The organism is Baaleninema sp., from assembly GCF_049974805.1.
GTDB lineage: Bacteria > Cyanobacteriota > Cyanobacteriia > Cyanobacteriales > Geitlerinemataceae > Baaleninema.
In genome coordinates, this window is record NZ_JBNGCO010000011.1 from 1 (window position 1) to 21,898 (window position 21,898).

Sequence of the window (21,898 nt, forward strand, 5' to 3'; positions counted from 1 at the left end):
CAGCTTTCCGTAAACGATTTCATCGATGGCCGAGAGAACCAATCTCTCAGCCAGCATCGTCGTCCGTCCTCCGGAAATTCCCAATCTCAAGTCACTTCCGTATCGCAACTCTCCGACGTGCAACCGACGGACTGGGCATTTCAGGCACTCCAGTCCCTCGTAGAACGATACGGTTGTATCGCCGGGTATCCCGACGGAACCTATCGCGGCAACAACTTCATGACCCGCTACGAATTCGCCGCCGGGGTCAACGCCTGTCTCGACCAAATCGTTGCCCTGATTGGCGGTGGCGATAGCATCGACCCCGCCGACTTAGCGACGGTTCGTCGTCTGCAAGAAGAATTCGCCGCCGAACTGGCAGCCCTGCGGGGACGAGTGGACGGCTTAGAAGCCCGCGTGGCCGAACTCGAAGCCAACCAATTCTCCACCACCACCCAACTGGAAGGAGAAGTGGTCTTCGGACTCTCGGACGCCTGGGGCGGAGACGAGGTTGGCGCAGATAATACCCAAAGCGTCTTCCAATACCGAGCGCGTCTGGCCTTTGTTTCCAGCTTCACCGGCCGAGACCAACTCTGGACTCGTCTCGACGCCGCTAACGCCGGTCCTCTGGTGGAACTTGGCGGAAACGCCGTTCAAGGGGCGACCACCTATCAAACCGCCGATTCTGGAAGCAATGTCGGTATCGGTTGGCTGGCTTACTACTTCCCCATCGGCGACAACATTCAAGTTTACCTTCCAGCCGCCTATCCCCTGTGGCAAGACTTTGTACCGACGGTTAGCCCGTATTTTGAAGGTTTTACCGGTGCCAGCAACGCGGTTTCGAGTTGGGCAGAATCCAGCCCCATTTACAAAATGGGACTGTCCAACGGCGGCGGTATTGGCGTCAATGTGGAAATTACCGACCAGTTGATGCTGTCGGGTGGATATTTCGGCGGCGACTCCTTCAACCCCACGGAGAAAAACGGTTTGTTCAACGGGGATTACTCGACCCTCGGACAACTCACCTTCACCTCGGGCGATTTACAACTGGCGGCCACGTTCCACCACGGTTATTTCAACAATTTCCAAGACGAAGGGGATGCTCTGTTCGATACTTTAGTGGGAACGGTTCGCGCCCGCAATCCGTTCTTTGACGAATCGACGTTTACTAACTCTTACGGGTTGCAAGCGGCGTATCAAGTCAGCGACAGCATTTCGGTCAACGCCTACGGCGGTTTTACCTACGCTCAAGCGGCGGGACAAAACGCCAAAGCTGAGATTTGGTATTACGGTTTGGGTTTGGCGTTCCCCGATTTTCTGCTTCCGGGTAATTTGCTCGGTATTACGGCTGGGGCAGAGCCTTATGTGGGCGGCTATGAGGGTCAAGATATTGGCGGTATTGTCAGCGACGTGCTGTCCGACGATACGGCGATTCATTTGGAAAGTTTCTATCGTTTTCAGTTGAGCGATAATATTTCGATTACGCCTGCGTTGATTTGGATTACGGCGCCGGGCGGCGACCAGGATAATGAAGATGTGGTTTACGGTGTTTTGCGTACCACGTTTACGTTCTAGTTGTTAAGGCGGTTTCTCGAGAGTCGAGCCTATTGAGGTATCTTTGGCTTTCAAGACTTTTAAATATTGCTCCGTAAAACTTTTTTGATAGTTTTACGGGGTTTTTTATTGGAGTTTTTTGCTACAAAAATACAGAGAATATAGAGAGTTTTTTGTCGTATAAAAAAATCAGTTTTTTGCTATTTTTTATTAAAGAAATGGGATTTTTATGTATTTTTTTAAAATTTTATAGTGGTATTTAATGCAAAATTTGAATTTAAAATAGTGTTTTTTTATAATCCAAAAATCGCCTCTATCTCCCCAACTCCCCTTGCTAAGGGGGGATAGGGTGAAGACTTTTTGAAAACCGATGAGAAGTGCGTTGGGTTTCGCGATCGCTTCACCCAACCTACGGACTACAGACTACGGACTACAAACTGTTCGCTTGGAGGATAATTTCCAAAACCCCGACAGAAAATATAGCAATCCTAAGTCAATTGTGGCAATTCATAGAAGTGAAACTCAAGATCGAACGAAGATCGGATTGTCTCTAGATCTGTCTCTAGATCCCCGGCATCTTGGAGATGCCGGGGATCTCGCACAGCCCTGGATCGATCAGGGATTTGGCCACGAATCATTTCCTATGGCTATATACCGGGGAGTTTGCTATGTTTTATGAACTGTGAAACGAGGAGTGCTGATTACCAGTCGCCGCCAGCACCGCCACCGCCGCTATCGCCGCCGCCAAAACTCTCGCCGCCACTGCTATAACCACCGCCACCGCTATAGTCTCCACCACCGCTGTCACCGAAATTCGTCCAAGGGATTCTCGGGCGGCTTTTCTGTCTTTTAGACGGTTTATAACGAGAAGCTAGGGATAGCTTGATTTCTTTTTTTTCGGAATGTCCGCAGCACAGACAGGTATAGTCAAAAAATTTTTTGTTTTTGATGTTCCTCATGGTGAACGTCATTGTATATTTGCGACAGGACGGACAAAAGGAAAAGTGACTCGGAACGAATTGATAGCCCACGATATGAAATTTGAGGTCGCTGAGGTGGGGACTACAATTCGGACATTGCCATCCTTTAAATTCAATAAATTTGAGTGTTTCGGCTCTTCGTTCAGCGTCACTGAGAGCGGCTTCTAAAGTGGTTCGATCGACCGCTTTCATCGGGGTTTTACAATCGGCACAGAAAAAGACATCACGACCGGGTTTCCGATGCGATCGACCTTGGGGTTTAAGAAAGCTCTGAAATCGACGCCGACGAGCGTACAAGCCCAGACTGACCGCCGCCACGGTGGTTAAGCCACCGCCAAGCGCAATCCATCCCCAGGGAAATCGGGAGTTTCGATCGCCCTCCGAATCGAGAGCGACGATCGATCCCTCCGATTGCAAAATCGCCACCAGTTCGCGAGTTCCCGCTAACGTACCCCCATCGAACTCTCCCCGTTTGAATTGAGGTACGATCGCCGTCTCGATAATCCCTCCCACGCGAGTGTCTGGTAACGTCGCCTCGAGTCCGTAACCGACTTCAATTTCCACTCGGCGATCGCTGTGGGAAATCAAAAACAACACGCCGTTGTCGGCCTCCTCTTTACCGACGCCCCACTCGTTAAACAACGCCGTGGCAAAGGCTTTCGGAGAAGGAGACGGCGCCGTTTCCGGAACCGTCACCACCGCGATTTCCGTGCCGTTTTGGGCTTCTAACTGAAAAATTAACTGATTGAGTTGCGTTTCCGTCTCTGGCGAAAGAAGGTTCGCCATATCCGTCACCCAACCGCCATAAACGACGCGGGGATTGGGAACCTCCGAGACTTCCACCGCGAAACTCGCCAACGCAAACATCCCACTCAACGCCAGCGATAAGACTCCCGAACACAGAAAACCGATAAGTCGAATTCCAGAACCTTTCACCGATGGGGTCTCCCTCACGAAACGGCGACTCATCTCGTCGATCGAATCTAGCCAGACTGATGCAGAAACCGGGTTTCTAAACCGACGAGGGGTTAACTCCTATTCAGTATTATCCTCTCGAACTTGAACAATACTCCGCAAAAATACACAAAACCACAAACTGTTTGACCGCCGCCTCACCCAAGCGGGACAATTGAATTGAGGAATAAATTGAGTAAAACCGACGAGAGCGAACAGCCCACCTCAACATCACCCATCGCGATCGCGCAAGTTGGGTCTCACGAAGAAATCGGTCAAAATAGATATAAAGGGAACGACCCCGTCCGCACTAAAACCCTCATGCCGTTTCAGCTTCCTTTCCACAGACTCGCCGATGTCCTGTTGTGGGTCGATGCCACTGGTCGCATCGTCGCAGCTAACCCAAAAGCACGTGAAATTGTGGGCGACTCAGATCGCGATCCGATCGGTCAATCGATCGAGGGAGTCGTGGCCGACTGGAACCAAGCCACGTGGAAACACTTATGGAAGACCGCGCTTTCGCGGAAAGAAGTCTGTCTCGAAGCGCGATTGCGCGATCGCCAGGATCGATCGATCCCCGTCACCCTGCGCTTAGATAGCATCGACGTGGAGGATCGCACCTACTGTTGTCTGTCCGCATCCATCACCTACCGTTCCGCCTCAGACGACGGTAACGGCGATCGCTTCCGACACCTGGCAGACAACGGCCGCGATGCCATTTACTGTTACAGCCTCGTCCCCGAAGCGAGGTTTGAGTACGTCAGCCCTTCGATCGAAACCATTACCGGATACGCACCTGGCGACTATTACACCGATCCCGAACTCCCTCTCAAGCGCGTCCACCCCGACGATCGCGACATTCTCCGCCACTTACTGCGATCGCCCTGCGCCTCAGAAGCCCCGGTCGTCTTGCGTTGGTTTCACAAAAACGGGCGCGTCGTCTGGACCGAACAGCGAGACGTGCGCGTTTACGATCGCCAAGGTAACTGCATCGCCATCGAAGGCATCCTGCGGGACATTACCGAACGCCGTCAAAGCGAACTCGCCCTGCGCCAACAGGCCGAACGAGAACGACTGGTGAGCGCCATCGCCCAACGCATCCGCCAATCTCTCAACCTCGAAGACATTCTGCAAACCACCGTTACCGAAGTCAGACAGTTCCTGCAAAGCGATCGGGTTCTCATTTATCGCTTCGACGAAGATCCCGCCGAAGATCCCGACTGTCCCGGCGTCGTGGCGGTCGAATCCGTCGATGCCCCCTGGCCGCCCATGTTGGACACCTCCATTCCCGTAGACTCGGCCGCCGAAGAACTCAAATACTATCTCACAGGTCGAATTCGCACCTTCGACAACGTGCGAACCGATGTCGAATTGGGCTTGCATCCGCTCCTGGAACGTTTCCAAGTCAAATCGAGTCTCGTAGTTCCCATTTTGTTGCAATCCTCAGAAAGCTTGGAAACCAACCGCTTGTGGGGGTTGCTGGTTGCCCATCAGTGTCGAGAACAGCGTCACTGGCAAGCGATCGAAATCGAACTTCTCGAACAACTGGCGACCCAAGTGGCCATCGCCCTCCAACAATCTCACCTGTTCGAGCAAGTGCAGCGACAGGGGGTCGAACTCGAAGGACAAATTCGCGAACGCACCCAACAACTCCAACAAGCCCTGGAATTCGAGGCCATGCTCAAGCGCATCACCGACAAAGTGCGCGACAGCCTCGACGAAAGCCAAATCGTCGAAACCGCCGTTCGCGAAGTGGCCGTGGGACTCGGAGTCAAATCTTGCAACGCCGCCCTCTACGACTTAGAACGGGGAACCTCCACCATCTGCTACGAATCGGCACCCTTGATTCCCACCTCTCAGGGTCGCGTGTCTCGCATGGGGAACTTTCCTGAAATTTACACCCAACTCCTGACTGGGGAATATTTTCAATTTTGCTCGCTGATTCACAATCCCAAGCGAGGGCGAGTGGCCATGTTGGCTTGTCCCATGTTCGACAACCAAGGGGTTCTGGGGGACCTCTGGCTCGTTCACCACCCCGATTATATTTTCAGCGACCAAGAAATTCGCCTCGTGCAACAGGTGGCCAATCAATGTGCGATCGCCATCCGTCAGGCGCGGTTGTATCAAGCCTCTCAAGCCCAAGTAGCGGAACTCGAAAAACTCAATCGCCTCAAAGACGACTTTCTCAGCGCCGTGTCTCACGAGTTGCGGACGCCCATCGCCAATATGAAACTGGCCATTGAAATGCTGAAAATATTCGCCCCCGGTCGGGAACCCACCGCCGCCCCCGAACTGCTCGATGGCGAACAAATCGGGCGCATTCAACGGTATCTCAATATTCTCTCCACTGAATGCACGCGGGAAGAAGAACTCGTCGAAGACCTCCTCGACCTCCAGCGACTCGAAAACAACGCTTATGTGATTTCCATGTCGCTCATCGACCTTAACGAGTGGATTCCGTCGATTTTGCAGCCGTTTTATACCCGAATTGCTAAACGCCAGCAATCCTTGAAGGTCGATCGTCCTGAAAAGTTTTCGCCCTTCGTCGGCGATCGCATCAACCTCGAACGAATTCTCGTCGAACTGCTCAACAACGCCTGTAAGTACACCCCCAATCAGGGGGAAATTCACTTAAAAGTTCGCGAATCCGAGAAAACCGACCCAGACCGCGGCCAAACTATTCCCACTCTCGAATTTGCTGTATCTAACCAAGCGGACATTCCTCCGGAAGAGTTACCGAAGATTTTCGATAAATTCTACCGAATTCCCAACGCCGACCCTTGGAAACAAGGGGGAACCGGTCTCGGTTTGGCGTTAGTCGAAAAACTCGTCACGCAACTCGAAGGGGAAATTCACGTCGAAAGCCAAAACGGTTGGACGACTTTCTCCCTCGTGTTCCTCAACCAGCGCCACAAGCTCAACAACGAGAATTGAGAATTGAGAATTGATATCTTTAGGGGCGAACGGTGTTCGCCCTAGCTCGGAATCGAATTCTATTTTATTAACATATAGCATTCTTTTTGTCAAGGGTTTTCAGGACATAGCCATCCCCTTTGATAGGCAGACAGAATTACCATCGATATCCCGTAGCCGCGTTGTCTGCAAGGATGCTACGGGTTGGCCTTCGAGGTTTTCACGACCCATAAAATAGGATGGCTCTCTCAACTATCAACGGTTTTTTGACGTTCTTGGAGTTTGAGCAAAATTTCTTCGTGAACCTCTCGCGTCAGGGGATAGAAATACGCCAGAATCGAACCGATAATTAACAGTGCTGTCGGTAACGGTCCGATGGCTAAACGAATCGCTAACAACGCCGAATCCGGCTGCGGGGGTAGCGGTTGACCCGGCGTCGATTCGACGAATCCCGCCAGTTCTAACATTTGACCGACGAGGAACAATCCCAAGGCGAGACCGATTTTTTGTAGCAACACCATAAAGGCGTAAAATACACCTTCTCGACGATGGCCGCTTTGGAGTTCGTCTAAGTCGGTCACGTCCGTTAACATCGACCAGGGGATGAGATAGGCGGTGGCGACACCCAATCCTGCCATCGCACAGAGGAAATACAGGATATCCACGCGATCGCGCGGTAAGAAAAACAAACCGCCTTGGGCGACAATCCACAGGATCATCCCCGAGAAATAGGCGGCTTTGCGGCCGTAACGGCGACTGATGGCACTCCAGACTAACAGGGCGACCATGGCCACGCCTTGGACGACCAACGCCACCATAAAGTAAGATTCTAAGCCCATCCAGCCAATGGCGTAATAGGGGATGACGGCGGCGGTCAGTTGAAAGGCCAGCCAGGAACAGAGATAAATTCCGATGACGAATAAAAACGGTCGGTTGCTGAAGGCAATTTTGAGTTGTTGTTGCAATGACAGGGAGGTTTCGGTTCCGCTCTCCGCACCTTCTGCTGTTTCGGGGCGGTTGGGGTCGTAGGCGGTGCGATCGGTGGTTCCCCAAATACACCAGTAGAGGGGTAATACGGCTAAGATGGCACAGATGCCGCCCAGCCACAGATATTGTTGTTGCGGGTTGTCGATCGATCCGGCTAAGACGACGCCCAACGCCAGAGACAGCAGACTTCCGCCAATGGAAAAGACGAAGCGATACCCGGTCAAACTGGTGCGTTCGTTGTAATTCTGGGTCAGTTCCGGGGTTAAGGCGGTGTAGGGCAGGTTAACGGCGGTGTAGGCGGTGTTGAAGAGGATGCTGACGACGACATAATACCAAAATAACCCCCATTGGTTGGCGGGGTCGGGACTCGCCCATCCGGGGACGAGCCAATGTAAGAAAAAGAAGACCCCGAAGGGAATGCCGCCCCAAATCATCCAGGTGTGTCGTCGTCCCCAGCGGGAGCGGGTTCGATCGCTCAAAAATCCTACGATGGGGTCGTTGATGGCGTCCCAAATCTTACCAATCAGCAAGACAGTCCCCGCCAGGGCGGGTCGCAGATGGGCAACATTAGTTAGAAAAATAAGAAACGAAAACGCCAACAAAGTGGCGGTAATTCCGGCGCCCATATCTCCGGCGCCGAAGGCCAACTTCGTCGGGAGGCTCAACTTTCGTCCTTGTAACTCAGACTCAGACGCCGAGTTTCCAGTCATTCGATCGATCCCCTTACAACACGACCCCTATTCTAAGAGCTAGTTTTGGCTCTGTCATGTCCAAGGAGAGTCAGGCGGTGGCGAAGGATTCACGATCGACCGCTAACGGAATCGTGACGACGTATCAGTACGACGATAACGGAAACCTCACCTCCCAGACGCCCCAGAACGAAAACTCTACACTCTTCACTCTTGACGGATTGACAGACCCCCTACCCCTCTTCCCACTTCCCTGAAAAACTCCCCCTTGCCAAGAAACCCAGACAATCGGACACTTGATTCTGAGAGTAGGGGCGGGTTTGTCCGCCCTACAGCCGATGGAGGTTTTCCGGTGAAACGAGTTTTAGGCATTATTCTCGGAGGAGGCGCAGGGACGCGCCTCTATCCGCTCACGAAGCTCAGAGCGAAGCCCGCTGTTCCCCTGGCTGGCAAATATCGCCTGATTGACATTCCCGTTAGCAACTGCATAAATTCCGACATTCAAAAGATCTATATTCTGACGCAGTACAACTCGGCGTCTCTCAACCGCCATATTTCGCGGACGTATAACTTTTCGGGATTCAGCGACGATTTCGTGGAAATCCTCGCCGCCCAGCAAACGTCTGACAGCCCCGGTTGGTTCCAAGGCACTGCCGACGCCGTGCGTCAGTACATCTGGCTGATGCAAGAATGGGATATCGACGAATATCTCATTCTCTCGGGCGACCACCTGTATCGCATGGATTACAGCCAATTCGTGCAACGTCACCGGGAAACGAACGCCGATATTACTCTGTCGGTGATTCCCATTGACGAACAGCGGGCGTCGGATTTCGGCTTGATGAAAATCGACGATTCCGGTCGGGTGATCGATTTTTCTGAAAAACCCAAAGGCGACGCCCTCAAAGCGATGCAAGTCGATACGACGACGTTGGGTCTCGACGCCGAACAAGCGGTAAAAAAACCCTACATCGCGTCGATGGGCATCTACGTCTTTAAAAAAGAAGTGTTGCACGACCTGCTGCAACGCTCCCCCAACCAAACGGACTTCGGGAAAGAAATTATTCCTGGGGCGGCTTCGGACTACAACGTTCAGGCGTATCTGTTCGATGGCTACTGGGAAGATATCGGAACCATTCAGGCGTTCTACGAAGCGAATTTGGCGCTGACGAAGCAACCGCAGCCGCCTTTTAGCTTCTACGACGAGGGTGCGCCGATTTACACCCGCGCTCGCTACCTGCCGCCGAGCAAACTCCTCGACTGTCAGGTGACGGAGTCCATCGTCGGGGAAGGTTGTATTTTGAAAGAATGTCGGATCGATCGATCGGTGTTGGGCATTCGCAGCCGCATTAACGCCGGGTGCGTCATCGAAGATACCCTGATTATGGGTGCAGATTACTATCAACCCTTTGCCGAACGACAAGGGGAACTCGACGAAAGTAAGGTTCCGATGGGCATTGGCGCTAACAGTACGATTCGCCGCGCCATCGTCGATAAAAACGCTCGCATTGGCAAAAACGTTCGCATTCTCAATAAAGAAAACATTGAGGAAGCCGATCGCGAAAACCTCGGATTTTACATCCGCAGCGGCATCGTGGTCGTGTTGAAAAACGCAGTGATTCCCGATGGATTTACTATTTGAGGTTCGGGAACGCCCATTTTTCGCCCAATACTGACCGGGCAAGTTCGATCGATCGCGGGTCGGACTTCGCCGGGATACGCTCGAGTTCGGATATTGCCATCGTTTTCAGAGGCAATACCCGAACTCGACGGGTGAAAAAAATCCATTACACTAGGTACGCAAGGAACAAATGCGATCGCGATACGGATTTTAAAGTGCAATGGCTGCAACGGACTTCAAAGACTATTACGCGATTCTCGGCGTGGACAAAACGGCCAGTAGCGACGAGATCAAACGTGCCTTTCGTCGCTTGGCCCGCAAGTATCACCCGGATATGAATCCCGGCGATCGACAAGCCGAAGCTAAGTTTAAGGAAGTCAGCGAAGCCTACGAAGTTCTCTCCGATCCCGAGACGCGCCGCAAATACGACCAATACGGTCAATATTGGAAACAAGCCGCCAACGGCGGTTCCCCTTGGGGCGGCCGCGGTGCCAGCAGCGCCCCCAACGGCTTCGATTTCGATTTCAGTCAGTACGCGGATTTCGACGAGTTTATCGAATCTCTCCTCGGAGGCATGGGTGGCGGCCGGACGCGCAGTCGCTGGTCTTATCAAAGCGGCCCGGGTCGCGCTTCTTCTGGGTTTGGCGGCGGATTTGACGATTTTTCTCGCTACAGCAGCCGCCAACCGGGAATGTCACTCGATCGCGAAGCCACCTTGTCTTTGAGCTTTTCAGAAGCCTTTCACGGCGTGCAAAAACGCCTCAACATCGGTAGCGAAGTGATTTCCGTTCGCATTCCCCCCGGCGCCAAGTCGGGAAGCCGCGTGCGCGTGAAAGGAAAAGGCAAAAAAGACGGCTTCGGACGACAAGGGGATTTGTATCTCAACATCGAACTGCAACCCCATGGCTTCTTCTGCTTCGACGGCGATAATTTAGTTTGCCAAGTGCCGATTTCTCCGGAGGAAGCGGTTCTCGGGGCGAAAATCGACGTGCCGACTCCCGACGGTTCGGTGACGGTGAGCGTTCCCCCCGGTATCCGTTCCGGGCAAATGTTGCGCTTGCGGGGGAAAGGGTGGCGCTTGCCGAAAACCGGCGGCCGCAGCGACCAACTGGTGAAGGTCGAAATCGTCCCGCCGAAATCCCTCAGCGCCACCGAACGGGAGTGTTACGAGAAACTGCGGGAGCAGCGCAGCAGTAACCCCCGGCAAGATTTACAAGGTATTGCCCTCTAGGGACCGCCGAAGACGGCCTTTTCTACGTCTTCTCGACTGAGGGAATATTTGAACGATCGCTGGATGTCTTCTTCGTCGGGTTTGCGATAGCAGACGACGATTTGGTCGACATCGAGCCAGAGTTCGGCTTTCCAGGTGTCGCGATCGAGCCACCAGTGATTGAGTTCGTCGCGGTCTTGCTGGCATCCCTGGGCGCGAAGCCAGTCTTCGATGTCCGGTAGGGGATGGTTGTAAAGGGGCGCAGTAGCGGGCGGTGTCATCGTTATTTTACGAAATGTAAAACTCGAACCTCTCTATTACAACGGATCGCCCCTGAGCAATGCAATCGCGATCGCCAGAAACAAACTTCCTCCCAAGGAGGCGCACAGGAGAAACAGTGAAAAGACTTCTCCCGCCGAGAGGGGTCGATCGACCGGATCGAGATACGCTGAAGAAGGACGGGAGTTATACTTCGTAGCGGGGCGATCGAGGTCGCGAGACGGTTGCACGACGCGAAGGCGAGAATAGCGAATTTGCAGGTCGTAAGCCGCTCGCCGTTCGGGATTGCTGAGAGTGGCGTAGGCTTCGTTTAACTGTTGGAATTTCGAGGTGGCTACCGCGTGGGGCAGTTCTGTGGTATCGGGGTGATAGCGTTTGCTCAATTCCCGATAAGCCCGCCGAATTTCGATGGCGGAGGCGGAGGGATGCAATCCCAAGAGAACGTAATAGTTTTTCCCCACGGCGGAGACGGTTTCGCGCAGGGCGTCTCGGTTGGTACTGGCTCTTTGCTGTGTCACGCGGCTTTTCTGTGGCGAAGGTCTTTCGGGCGAGCATTTTAACTATTTTAACGAGAGTTTTTCGCAGCGTTAAGCTGCAAAATTTCCCCGCTGTGGCATTTCAGGAAAGGCTACAGGGGGGTTTTGGAGGTGGCGCCGAAGGGGTGGATTATTGCATTCGATCGATCGTCCGATACTGCACCGCTTCGGCGATATGATGGCTTTGAATGTCGTCTTCTCCGGCTAAATCGGCGATCGTCCGCGCGACTTTGAGAATGCGATCGGTGGCACGGGCCGAGAGTCCCAACTTGCGAATCGCCCCTTCTAGCAACTGTTGCGAGGCGTCGTCTAACGTACACCACTGCCGTAAATGACGACTTTGCATTTCGGCGTTGCATTGAATCGATTCGTTGGCGAAGCGATCGATCGATCGCTTGCGCCCCTGCAACACCCGCTCTCGCACGGTTTTCGAGTCTTCCCCTAGGGACTGACGCACGATTTCTTCCGGTTTCAGACGATTCACCGCCACCTGCAAATCGATGCGGTCCATCAACGGCCCCGACAACCGCGCCCAATATTGGTCTCGTTGGCGAGGGGAACAGGTACAGGGTTGAATGGGGTCGCCGTAATACCCGCAAGGACAGGGGTTCGTACTGGCGACCAAGGTAAACTGAGCCGGAAATCTCACGGACTGACGGGTTCGGGTAATGGTGACGAAGCCATCTTCGAGGGGTTGGCGCAAAAATTCTAAAACGCTCCGTTGCACTTCCGTCAGTTCGTCTAGAAACAAAACGCCTCGATGAGCCAGGGAGATTTCCCCCGGTTTGGGATAACTCCCGCCGCCGACGAGAGAGGGGCCGGAGGCTGAATGGTGGGGACTGCGAAAGGGACGCTGGCTGACGAGAGTGCCGCGATCGCGCAATAACCCGGCGACGGAGTGAATTTTGGTGACTTCCAAGGCTTCGGAAAACGACAGCGGCGGCAGAATTCCCGGTAAGCGCCGCGCCAACATGGTTTTACCGCTGCCGGGAGGTCCGACGAAAATCAGGTTGTGACCGCCTGCGGCGGCGATTTCTAGGGCGCGGCGAGCGTGGGTTTGACCTTTTACGTCTTTGAGGTCGAGTTGGAAGGCGCGAGATTGGCTGAAGAGTCGATCGAGATCGACGGTTACGGGGTCTTTCACGTCGGGGTCGTTCAGTAACTCCACCACTTCCGTAATGCTGTTGCAGCCGTATACGTCCAAATTTTCCACCACCGCCGCTTCCCGCACGTTGGCTTCGGGAACCACTAAACCGCGAATCCCCATGTCCGGGGCGGCGGCGGCGATGGGGAGAACCCCCGTCACGGGGCGCAGGCTGCCATCGAGGGAGACTTCCCCGAGAAACAGATAGTCGCCGAGCAGTTGCGGGTTGACTTGTTCGGAGGCGGCGAGAATGCCTAGGCTGATGGGGAGGTCGAAGCTGGGACCTTCTTTGCGTAAGTCGGCGGGAGTCAGGTTGACGACGATTTTTCGCTGGGGAAAGGCAAAACCGGAATTTTTGAGGGCGGATTTGACCCGTTCTCGGGATTCTTGTACGGCGGTGTCCGGCAGTCCGACGACGGTGGTGCGCGGCAGTCCTCCCCCCACATCGACTTCTACGCCGACGCGCACCGCTTCGAGACCGTATAGCGATGCACTCCAAACTCTGGCTAACACGAACTCGCTCCCTGAATGTGTTGCTGTTGCGATCGACTGTTTATTTTCCTATTTTGGAATCATATCGGGCGTGATTTCGCTCACATGGCTTAATTCGAGCCATATACACTTTCCTTGCCACATATTCGTGGTTTTACATAGCTGACCGTAAATTTACTTAAATTTGAGCGTCTCTCGATCGAGGGGAATGCCGAGAAAGCTTCCCTTATCCTGGCGAACGTCCCGACCAAACAACTTCGTAAAATCCGAACCCAGACCATTTTTTCTCAATTATCATCCCCCCAAAGACATATTTCAGTAAATTCACGGGTATAATATTCTGTATGGATACGGTTTTATCCGAAAAAATATCGCAGTAAACTATTAATTAGAAGTTAAGTATCGTACTGTCGGAGCTTCGATCGATAGTCCCCCAACCCGCCTCTTTTTTATCAATCGTAGGAAGTTGGAAGTTAAATCAAACTCACTTGAATCTCTTATCCCCTGAAGTTTTACTTATTCAGTTGACCATGAACGGTTTTCTCAAAACTCAAATCGTTCGCGTTTTGATTCCCTCATTAGCTGTATGGTGTTCGAGTTTGACCACAGCCGCTTGGACTGTGGATTTATCGAAGTACTTCAGTGCGCTAGAGCGGCAAGACATCGCCCCGGAATTGCAAAATCTCGACTTTGAAGAACTGGCGGATTTATGTTCGACCGCCAACCCCGTTGATGCGATCGACGCCTGTTCCCTGGCGGTTCAGATGCGAGGCTGTCACGAAGGCAGCCAAGAGGTCGATCGCGCTCCCGAATGCGCTATCCTTCTCGATAATCTCGGCGCCGTCCTCGAACAAGTCGGACGCTACGAAGACGCCCTGACGGTACTGCGCTACGCCTCGCAGTTGCAACCCAACGACTACAACATTTGGTATAACATGGGCATCGTCTTCGTCAAACTCAACCGATACCAACAGGCATTAGAAGCCTTTGAAGAAGCGGCTCGCTTGAATCCCAACGACACGCAAGCTCAAAAACAAGCAGATTTACTGCGGGAAATGCTGGAATTTTAACGGGTGTCAACCGCCGCTGCGCTTAGCCGGATAGCCTTTCTCTTTCAAAAAGGCCACGACGCGATCGACCAACTCTCCTTGAATTTCGATCGTGTCATCTTTCACCGCACCCCCAGCCCCGCACTTACTCTTGAGGTCTTTCGACAGCGCCTTCAACGTTTCCGGTTTCGCCTGAAACCCCGTCACCACAGTAACCGTTTTTCCCTTACGTCCCTTGCGCGTCGCCTGCACGCGCAAATTTTGCTGTTGCGGGGGCAGTTCCCGCACCTCATCCGGTACTCGAGCCGTGGCGTCGTTACCGAACTCCGAATACACCAGGCGATCGCGATTAGATTTACGTTTGGCCATTGAAACAGTCGAATTCAATCTACACCCAGACTAACGCAAGAGAGGTGATGGGATGAGGAGGTGATAGGGAAGCAACTGTTGGCTGTTCGCGGCAAAAGCCCCAGTATCGCGAAGATACCGGGGCTTTTAGCTCCCTCGGCGGGAAGCCCCGCGCCGTAGCCGATAGGGTCGGCGACGCTTGGGATAGCCGAGCGGCAAGGTATAATCGAGGTGGTGCGGTGCACCCGCCCGACCGTATCGAACAGACAGGCTAACTTCAAAGTAGAGCTTGGACTCTTGCCGCAGATAGATCGGCAGCTCGGGAAAGCGGTTTCCTTCAACTGGCCGGTATCCGTAAGCCCAAAAGGAAACAAGCAACAAATATCGACCTGTGGAAGACGGGTTGCTGCCAGGGTAACGCGATGCGTTACGGGAGTCAGGGCTGTCGCTTGCGGCAAGCCAAACCTTCAGAGGCTGGGTAAGTCCAAAACTGGGTTCGCTCGGTGGCGGCACTGGCCGGTGAAACTGGAAGCCCGCGCTGTATGCAAAGCATCAGCGTCGGGTACTTCACCAGAACTCTAGCCGCCAAGGAAACTTATCCTAAAACAGCTTTCGCTTTAGCGAGAACGTTATCGACGGTGTAGCCGAATTTCTCCATCACAGTGCCGCCGGGAGCGGACGCACCGAAACGATCGATGCTCACCATGTCGCCTTCAGCACCAATGTAGCGTTCCCAACCGAAGCGGGTTGCCGCTTCCACCACGAGACGCTTGGTGACCGCTTTCGGCAGCACGGATTCGCGATAGGCTTCCTCTTGCTCCTCGAACAGTTCGCAGGAGGGCATAGAGACGACGCGCACTTTCTTACCTTCAGCGGTCAGTTTCTCAGCCGCTTCCACGCAGAGCGAGACTTCACTACCAGTACCGATCAGAATCAGATCGGGAGTACCTTGGCAATCGGAGAGGACGTAAGCGCCCTTAGCCACTTGGTCGGCAGAACTTCCCGCCAAGTTGGGCAGTCCTTGACGGGTGAACGCCATCAGCGTCGGACGCTTGCGGTTGGCTACGGCCACTTTGTAGGCGCCAGAGGTTTCGTTACCATCTGCCGGACGAATCACCACCAGGTTGGGGATTGCCCGCAGGGACGCCAGAGTTTCGACGGGTTGGTGAGTCGGACCGTCTTCGCCCAGAGCGATGGAATCGTGGGTCATCACGTAAACCACACCGGCTTCGGACAACGCCGACAGGCGAATCGCCGCCCGCATATAGTCAGCGAAGACCAAGAAGGTGGCGCAGTAGGGAATCAAGCCGGAGTTGTGCAGGGCGATACCGTTACAGATGGCACCCATGCCATGTTCCCGCACGCCGAAACGCAGGTTGCGGTTTTCGTACTGACCTTTTTGGAAGTTACCGGAACACTTAAGTTCAGTGAGGTTGGAGTGGGTCAAGTCTGCCGAACCGCCAACGAGTTCCGGCAGGTTGGGGGCGATGGCGTTGAGGCAAGCTTGAGAGTGCTTGCGGGTTGCCATACCTTTGTCGTCGGGGGTGAAGCTGGGCAGGTCGGCATCCCATCCTTGAGGCAGTTCGCCGCGCAGCATCCGCTCGAATTCGGCGGCGTCGTTGGCGTACTTGCTGCGATAGGTTTCGAGCAGTTGGTTCCACTCTTGCTCGGCGTTGGCGCCGCGATCGACCGCTTTGCGGAAGTGAGACAGTACGTCTTCGGGAACGTCGAAGGGTTCGCGATCCCAACCGAGGTTTTCGCGAGTCGCGGCCACTTCGTCAGACCCCAAGGCAGCCCCGTGGACGCCAGCGGTGTCGGCTTTGTTGGGAGAGCCGTAGCCGATGGTGGTGGTGACTTTAATCAAGGACGGTTTGTCCGTCACTTGTTTGGCGGCTTCGATGGCTTTGTCGATGGCATCGAGGTCGGTGTTGCCGTTTTCCACGTGCTGAACGTGCCAGCCGTAAGCCTCAAAGCGTTTCGATACGTCTTCGGTGAAGGCGATATCGGTAGAACCGTCGATGGAGATGTGGTTGTCGTCGTAGAGGGCGATCAGTTTGCCCAGCCCTAAGTGTCCGGCCAGAGAGCAAGCTTCGCCGGAGACGCCTTCCATGTTGCAGCCGTCGCCGAGGATGACGTAGGTGTAGTGATCGACAATTGGGCAATCGGGTTTGTTGAAGCGAGCGGCCAGGTGCGCTTCAGCCATGGCCAGACCCACCGCGTTAGCGATCCCCTGTCCCAAGGGGCCGGTGGTGACTTCTACGCCGGGGGTTTCAAAGTTTTCCGGGTGTCCCGGCGTGGCCGATCCCCACTGACGGAAGCATTTGAGATCGTCGAGGCCGACGCTATCGTAGCCCGTCAGGTAGAGCAGGGCGTATTGCAGCATACAGCCGTGACCGGCGGAGAGGACGAACCGATCGCGGTTGAACCACTGAGGGTTTTTGGGGTTGAACCGCATGAAGCGATCCCACAGCACGAAGGCCATGGGCGCTGCGCCCATCGGTAAACCGGGGTGGCCGGATTTCGCTTTCTCCACGGCGTCGATGGCGAGAAAGCGAATGGCGTTAATGCAGAGTTCTTCGAGGGATTGGGTGGCTACGGCCATAGTTTCTATCTTCTTGACAACGGTTTGCTCGAGGCTGGGTACGACCCGTTTGTTGGTTCCTAAGAGTTATGAAAAATGGGATGCAGGTCTGTCGGTTTGGGAGAGGTTTTCGGGTTTTTTTCAGGCATGGGCGCCCGGTTTTCCCCAAAACTCCCCAAGACCTTTCCCGATTTCACATCGATTCGATCTCGCAGTTTTATTGATAAGGCTGGCAGGACGTTCGCCACCGCTGGGGCGATCGAAATTCGAGACATTTCCGAGATTCCGAGGGCGCTCCGTGCGGTTTCGAGTCGCCAGCGATACACCGATTCGACGTGCCGTTTCGCACGAAAGTTCGATTAAACGGTTTCGAGGTTTCGCCGCTGCGATCGCATCGCTAAAGCCCGAGCGGGCGGTCTCAACGAACTCGATCGCGATACCGGACAAAGTTCTATCGTCCCCATCATCCCATTATGGGGATCGAGGGGCAAGAGGCAACTCGAAACGAGTCTGCTGCACCGGTTGCGGCGATCTTATTCGTATTTTTTAAACACGAGGGTGACGTTGTGTCCGCCGAAGCCGAAAGAGTTCGACAGGGCTACGTTCACCGTTTGCGATCGACTTTGGTTAGCAACGTAGTCGAGATCGCAGTCGGGGTCTGGATTTTCCAGGTTGATCGTCGGCGGCACGCGATCGCGGGCGACGCTCAACACGGACAGAACCGCTTCGATACCGCCAGCGCCCCCTAACAGGTGTCCGGTCATGGACTTGCTGGAACTGACGACAATTCGACGAGCGCATTCTTCTCCGAGGGCGGTTTTCATCGCAGCGGTTTCGGTGCGATCGTTGGCAGCGGTACTCGTTCCGTGAGCGTTCACGTAGCTGACTTGTTCGGGAGTCAGTCCGGCATCTTTGAGGGCCAACTGAATCGCGCGAGCGGCGCCGGCACCGCCAGGAACGGGGGAAGTCATGTGATAGGCGTCGCAGGTCATACCGTAGCCGACGATTTCGCCGTAAATCTTCGCACCTCGACTCAAGGCGAACTCGAGTTCTTCGAGCAGAAGAATTCCCGATCCTTCGCCTATCACGAATCCGTCGCGTTCCGCATCGAAGGGACGGCTGGCGCGACTGGGATCGTCGTTGCGCGTCGAGAGGGCTTTAGCCGAGGCAAATCCGGCCACCGCCAGCGGGGTCACGGCGGCTTCGGTTCCGCCGCACAACATGGCTTGGGCGTAGCCTTGCTGAATCAGACGAAATGCGTCTCCCACGGCGTTGGAACCAGCGGCACAGGCAGTCACGGGGCAGGAGTTCGGACCTTTGGCGCCGGTGTGAATAGCAGTCAGTCCGGCGGCCATGTTGGCGATCATCATGGGAACGGTGAAGGGGCTGACGCGAGAAGGACCGCGGTTGAGGTAGGTTTCCTGCTGGTCTTCCATCACTTTCAGCCCGCCGACGCCGGTGCCGATGATGACGCCGATTTGTTCGGCGTTCAAGTCGTCGATGGTGAAGTTTGCGTCGGCAAGTGCTTGCTGACTGGCTGACACCGCAAACTGAGCGAAACGCGCCATGCGTTTCGCCTCTTTTCGATCGATATAGTCGTGGGGGTCGTACCCTTTGACTTCTCCGGCGATGCGACAAGCGTGTTTGGAGGGGTCGAAATGGGTAATCGGCCCGATGCCGTTACGCCCATCGATCGCCGCCTGCCAAAATTCTTCAGCAGTGTTGCCAATCGGCGTGATAGCACCGAGACCTGTTACCACAACACGTTTCGGTTTGAAGTTTGTCATGATGTCAGTCAGTGTCGAGGGATTTTACACCCAACAAATTCCTTGTACCCAAAAGGGGAAAACAGAGGAGCGATCGAGAACTGAGACGAGTCGGGACAGCAACTCCTTAGAACTCAGCCCTGGCGATCGCGGACAACCGTTGTTTTTAGGCTTTGGCTGCGGGGGATTTTTCGCAGAGGTAATCGACGGCAGCTTGGATGGTTTCCATTTTTTCGGCGTCTTCGTCAGGGATTTCGATATCGAATTCTTCTTCTAACGCCATCACCAATTCTACGACGTCGAGGGAATCGGCTCCCAAATCGTTGGCGAAGTGGGATTCGGGTTTAATGCTGTCGGAATCGTCGATTTCGAGTTGCTCGGCGACAATGCTTTTTACTTTTTCAAAAACTGTTTCTTGACTCATCTGTTACGTCCTCGATAGTTGGCGCAGCCACAGTCCGAACTCAACTGAGGCACTTCCGAGTATTCGGTGGGTTCCCCGTTTCAGACAACCGACACAACCGTTTGACTCGGACTGGCTCGCGCTAGTCCTGTCCTATATTATCGGAAAGCGCGACGGGATACGCAGTGTCGATCTCGATCGATTCTGTAAAATTCGGCACGATTCCCGATCTGACTACGGATTCAAGGATTCGCCGAGTCGAGCGGTTCGGCTTCTCCGGCTTGTACGAGGGCGCGGTAGGTCATGGCTGTGACGTCGGCTCGGGTAGCACTGCGATCGAGATCGAGCTGGCCTTGGTTGGGATAGGCGTCCAGCAATCCGGCGTTGGCGGCGGCGGCCACGGCGGTTTTCGCCCACTGGGGAACGGTATCCCCATCGGCGTAGGCGGCTAAAACGGCGTCGGGATTTTCCGGGGTCTCGAACCCTAATCCGGAACTCAACGACAGCAACACTTCAAAGCGCGTCACGGGTTTGTCCGGTTGGAACTTCTGACCGGGATAGCCTTTTAGAAATCCCAGTCGCACGGCTTCGTTAATGGCATCGACCGCCCAGTATTGGTTAGAGATGTCGTTAAAGTCAATGGGGTCTCGGGTGGCGTTCCGTTCTTCAAAGACTTGTTCGACTAAGGCGGCGAACTGCGCTCGGGTGACGGCTGTTTCGGGAAGAAAGAGATTTCCTTCGACGCCTTCGACGAGGTTCCGGGCGGACATGGCGTCGATGTAGGGTTTCGCCCAGTAGCCTTCGGGAACGTCTGTAAAGTTTACCGGGGTTTCGGCTTCCGGTAAGTTCGGATCGACTCGGGCTGGAGGCGGGGGGGCTGTGGCCGGCGTTGGAGATGCGGTCGCGGCGGGTTCGGTCGTCTCGCCTGTGGCCGGCGTCGGAGATGCGGTCGCGGCGGGTTCGGTCTCGCGAGCGGTTTCGTCGGTTTCGTCCTCCCTCTCGCTGATGGCTTCTCGAACAGTCCTCCGGTCGGAGACGGGAGTCGAAGAAGGTTCGCCATCGACCGGCTCGAGCGAAGCCGCTGAGGCGGTTTCCCGCTCGACTCGGGCCTCCGTTTCGCCGTTGGGGGCTTCGGAGGACTCACCGGCGAAATCGAAGGAAAACAGCCCCGTTTCCGCCTCGGCGTCGGATTGACTCTCTAACGCTCCCGTCTGGAGCGATTCGGTCGCCGTTTCGATCGCCTGTGAGGGAGACCGGTCGATCGTCCAGGCGCGATCGCCCCGATTGGCGACCCAAGCTCCAATACCACCCATGACGCCGAGAGCGATAAAAATCGCCATCCACTCGTCGCGAGTGACGCGCCGGGAGGAGGGAGGTTCGGGGGGAGTGGGATTGACCATGCCGATCGCCTTCTCTTGCTTCCGTCTTCCTACGATACTATCAGCGAGACTCCAAAATCGCTCGTCGATCGACCATTGTTAAGAATTCGTTGCCAACTCCTGCAAAAATCCCTCGATGATTCCAATGGTAACGGCGGGTAGTTCTAGCTGGGGCGTCAAACCCACGTCTTCGAGGACTTCAAACTGTTGAACGGCGTCGCGGGCTTGGTCGGCCAGACGTTTCCCCACCTCGTAACTGACGAACTGGGTTTGTTTGCCCCAGAGCATGGCGGTGGGAACGGTGAGTTGAGGCATATATCGGGCTAAGTCGAAGCAGCAGTCACCGCGAACGAAGGACAAGGCGGCGTATTCGGCGTTTGGCTGCGTGGCGGATTCGAGATAGGCTTCGACGATTTCGTTGTAAATTCGCTTGGGTTGGGCGAACTGACGTTGTTCGAGAAACGACTGGATTCCGCCGGGAGTGGCGATCGCCGTGGTATACAGGAGTCGATCGAGTATGGGGGTTTTCACCAGTTGGGCGAAAAAGCTGTTTTTGTAGTCGTTGCCGAAATCGGACAAGCCGCTGGGATTGGTGAGAATCAGGGATTTAAAGAGTTCGGGACGATCGATCGCCGCCCGGATGGTAAACGCCGCCGTTAAGGAGGAGGCGATAACGGTCACGGGTTCCTCACAGGTTTGTTCTAAAAACTCACCGATGGTTTTAATGTAATCTTCTGGCTTATAGTCTCGTTCCGGGTGGTTCGATCGCCCCCAGCCAATCAAATCCGGCGCGAGAATCCGATATCGCGACGCAAAGGCGGGATAGACTTTCGACCATTCGTAAGCCGAAGAACCGCCCCCCAAACCGTGGAGAAACACGAGGGTGGGCGAGGCGGTTTCCGACTGTGCGATCGCCCACATTTCCCCCGTCGCCGTGTAATACGCCATACGTCCGAGGGACGTTTCGATCGATTTTTGCTCGAATCCAGGTGGAATTAACATAATTGACCCTTAAACCTTGATAACAACGGTCT

General features: G+C 54.6%; 17 protein-coding genes. 6 read left to right on the forward strand and 11 right to left on the reverse strand.

Features of this window, described 5'->3' with window-relative positions:
* Window positions 1-1,554: iron uptake porin (locus ACP5D4_RS03870; protein ID WP_428010310.1), on the forward strand; the 1,554-nt coding region annotated here is incomplete at its 5' end.
* A 680-nt stretch (window positions 1,555-2,234) separates the two neighbouring features.
* On the opposite strand, the gene ACP5D4_RS03875 is transcribed toward ACP5D4_RS03870, so the two are convergent.
* Window positions 2,235-3,449, reverse strand: coding sequence for a TPM domain-containing protein (locus ACP5D4_RS03875; RefSeq protein WP_428010311.1), 1,215 nt, complete (start codon window positions 3,447-3,449; stop codon window positions 2,235-2,237).
* A gap of 210 nt (window positions 3,450-3,659) precedes the next feature.
* Here ACP5D4_RS03875 and ACP5D4_RS03880 point away from each other — a divergent pair, with 210 nt between their 5' ends.
* Window positions 3,660-6,401: a GAF domain-containing protein gene (locus ACP5D4_RS03880; protein WP_428010312.1), complete on the forward strand. Its 2,742-nt coding sequence runs from the start codon at window positions 3,660-3,662 to the stop codon at window positions 6,399-6,401.
* A gap of 227 nt (window positions 6,402-6,628) precedes the next feature.
* Here the strand turns inward: ACP5D4_RS03880 and ACP5D4_RS03885 are convergent, their stop codons facing one another.
* Window positions 6,629-8,077, reverse strand: a complete 1,449-nt coding sequence (locus ACP5D4_RS03885) for an MFS transporter (protein ID WP_428010313.1) — start codon at window positions 8,075-8,077, stop codon at window positions 6,629-6,631.
* 56 nt (window positions 8,078-8,133) lie between these two features.
* Here ACP5D4_RS03885 and ACP5D4_RS03890 point away from each other — a divergent pair, with 56 nt between their 5' ends.
* From ACP5D4_RS03890 to ACP5D4_RS03900, 3 genes are all read left to right on the forward strand, one after another.
* The gene (locus tag ACP5D4_RS03890) at window positions 8,134-8,313 is read left to right on the forward strand and encodes an RHS repeat domain-containing protein (protein WP_428010314.1); all 180 of its coding nucleotides are present in this window, start codon (window positions 8,134-8,136) and stop codon (window positions 8,311-8,313) included.
* 95 nt (window positions 8,314-8,408) lie between these two features.
* Window positions 8,409-9,698, forward strand: a complete 1,290-nt coding sequence (locus ACP5D4_RS03895; protein ID WP_428010315.1) for a glucose-1-phosphate adenylyltransferase — start codon at window positions 8,409-8,411, stop codon at window positions 9,696-9,698.
* A gap of 199 nt (window positions 9,699-9,897) precedes the next feature.
* Window positions 9,898-10,908 (forward strand): DnaJ C-terminal domain-containing protein, encoded by a 1,011-nt coding sequence (locus ACP5D4_RS03900; protein ID WP_428010316.1) that lies wholly within the window; start codon window positions 9,898-9,900, stop codon window positions 10,906-10,908.
* Here ACP5D4_RS03900 and ACP5D4_RS03905 read toward each other — a convergent pair.
* From ACP5D4_RS03905 to ACP5D4_RS03915, 3 genes are all read right to left on the reverse strand, one after another.
* The gene (locus ACP5D4_RS03905) at window positions 10,905-11,168 is read right to left on the reverse strand and encodes a DUF3143 domain-containing protein (protein WP_428010317.1); all 264 of its coding nucleotides are present in this window, start codon (window positions 11,166-11,168) and stop codon (window positions 10,905-10,907) included. The two genes, ACP5D4_RS03900 and ACP5D4_RS03905, sit on opposite strands and share 4 nt — an antisense overlap.
* Window positions 11,169-11,204: 36 nt before the next feature.
* Window positions 11,205-11,684 carry a J domain-containing protein gene (locus tag ACP5D4_RS03910; RefSeq protein ID WP_428010318.1) on the reverse strand — a complete coding sequence of 160 codons (480 nt, stop codon included), beginning with the start codon at window positions 11,682-11,684 and terminating at the stop codon, window positions 11,205-11,207.
* Between the two features lie 148 nt (window positions 11,685-11,832).
* Window positions 11,833-13,359, reverse strand: a complete 1,527-nt coding sequence (locus tag ACP5D4_RS03915) for a YifB family Mg chelatase-like AAA ATPase (protein WP_428010319.1) — start codon at window positions 13,357-13,359, stop codon at window positions 11,833-11,835.
* Window positions 13,360-13,868: 509 nt separating this feature from the next.
* On the opposite strand from ACP5D4_RS03915, the gene ACP5D4_RS03920 reads away from it, so the two are divergent.
* Window positions 13,869-14,408, forward strand: coding sequence for a tetratricopeptide repeat protein (locus ACP5D4_RS03920; RefSeq protein WP_428010320.1), 540 nt, complete (start codon window positions 13,869-13,871; stop codon window positions 14,406-14,408).
* Window positions 14,409-14,414: 6 nt separating this feature from the next.
* On the opposite strand, the gene ACP5D4_RS03925 is transcribed toward ACP5D4_RS03920, so the two are convergent.
* The 6 genes from ACP5D4_RS03925 to ACP5D4_RS03950 form a co-directional block, all read right to left on the reverse strand.
* The gene (locus ACP5D4_RS03925; RefSeq protein WP_428010321.1) at window positions 14,415-14,756 is read right to left on the reverse strand and encodes a translation initiation factor; all 342 of its coding nucleotides are present in this window, start codon (window positions 14,754-14,756) and stop codon (window positions 14,415-14,417) included.
* A gap of 574 nt (window positions 14,757-15,330) precedes the next feature.
* The gene (tkt, locus tag ACP5D4_RS03930; protein ID WP_428010322.1) at window positions 15,331-17,337 is read right to left on the reverse strand and encodes a transketolase; all 2,007 of its coding nucleotides are present in this window, start codon (window positions 17,335-17,337) and stop codon (window positions 15,331-15,333) included.
* Window positions 17,338-17,849: 512 nt separating this feature from the next.
* Window positions 17,850-19,103 (reverse strand): beta-ketoacyl-ACP synthase II, encoded by a 1,254-nt coding sequence (fabF, locus tag ACP5D4_RS03935; RefSeq protein ID WP_428010323.1) that lies wholly within the window; start codon window positions 19,101-19,103, stop codon window positions 17,850-17,852.
* A gap of 145 nt (window positions 19,104-19,248) precedes the next feature.
* Complete coding sequence (gene acpP, locus ACP5D4_RS03940) at window positions 19,249-19,506, reverse strand: acyl carrier protein (RefSeq protein ID WP_428010324.1); 258 nt, start codon at window positions 19,504-19,506, stop codon at window positions 19,249-19,251.
* 221 nt (window positions 19,507-19,727) lie between these two features.
* The gene (locus ACP5D4_RS03945) at window positions 19,728-20,885 is read right to left on the reverse strand and encodes an S-layer homology domain-containing protein (RefSeq protein ID WP_428010325.1); all 1,158 of its coding nucleotides are present in this window, start codon (window positions 20,883-20,885) and stop codon (window positions 19,728-19,730) included.
* A 78-nt stretch (window positions 20,886-20,963) separates the two neighbouring features.
* A complete protein-coding gene (locus ACP5D4_RS03950; protein WP_428010326.1) occupies window positions 20,964-21,866 on the reverse strand; it encodes an alpha/beta fold hydrolase in 903 nt (300 codons plus the stop codon).
* Window positions 21,867-21,898: the final 32 nt, after the last annotated feature.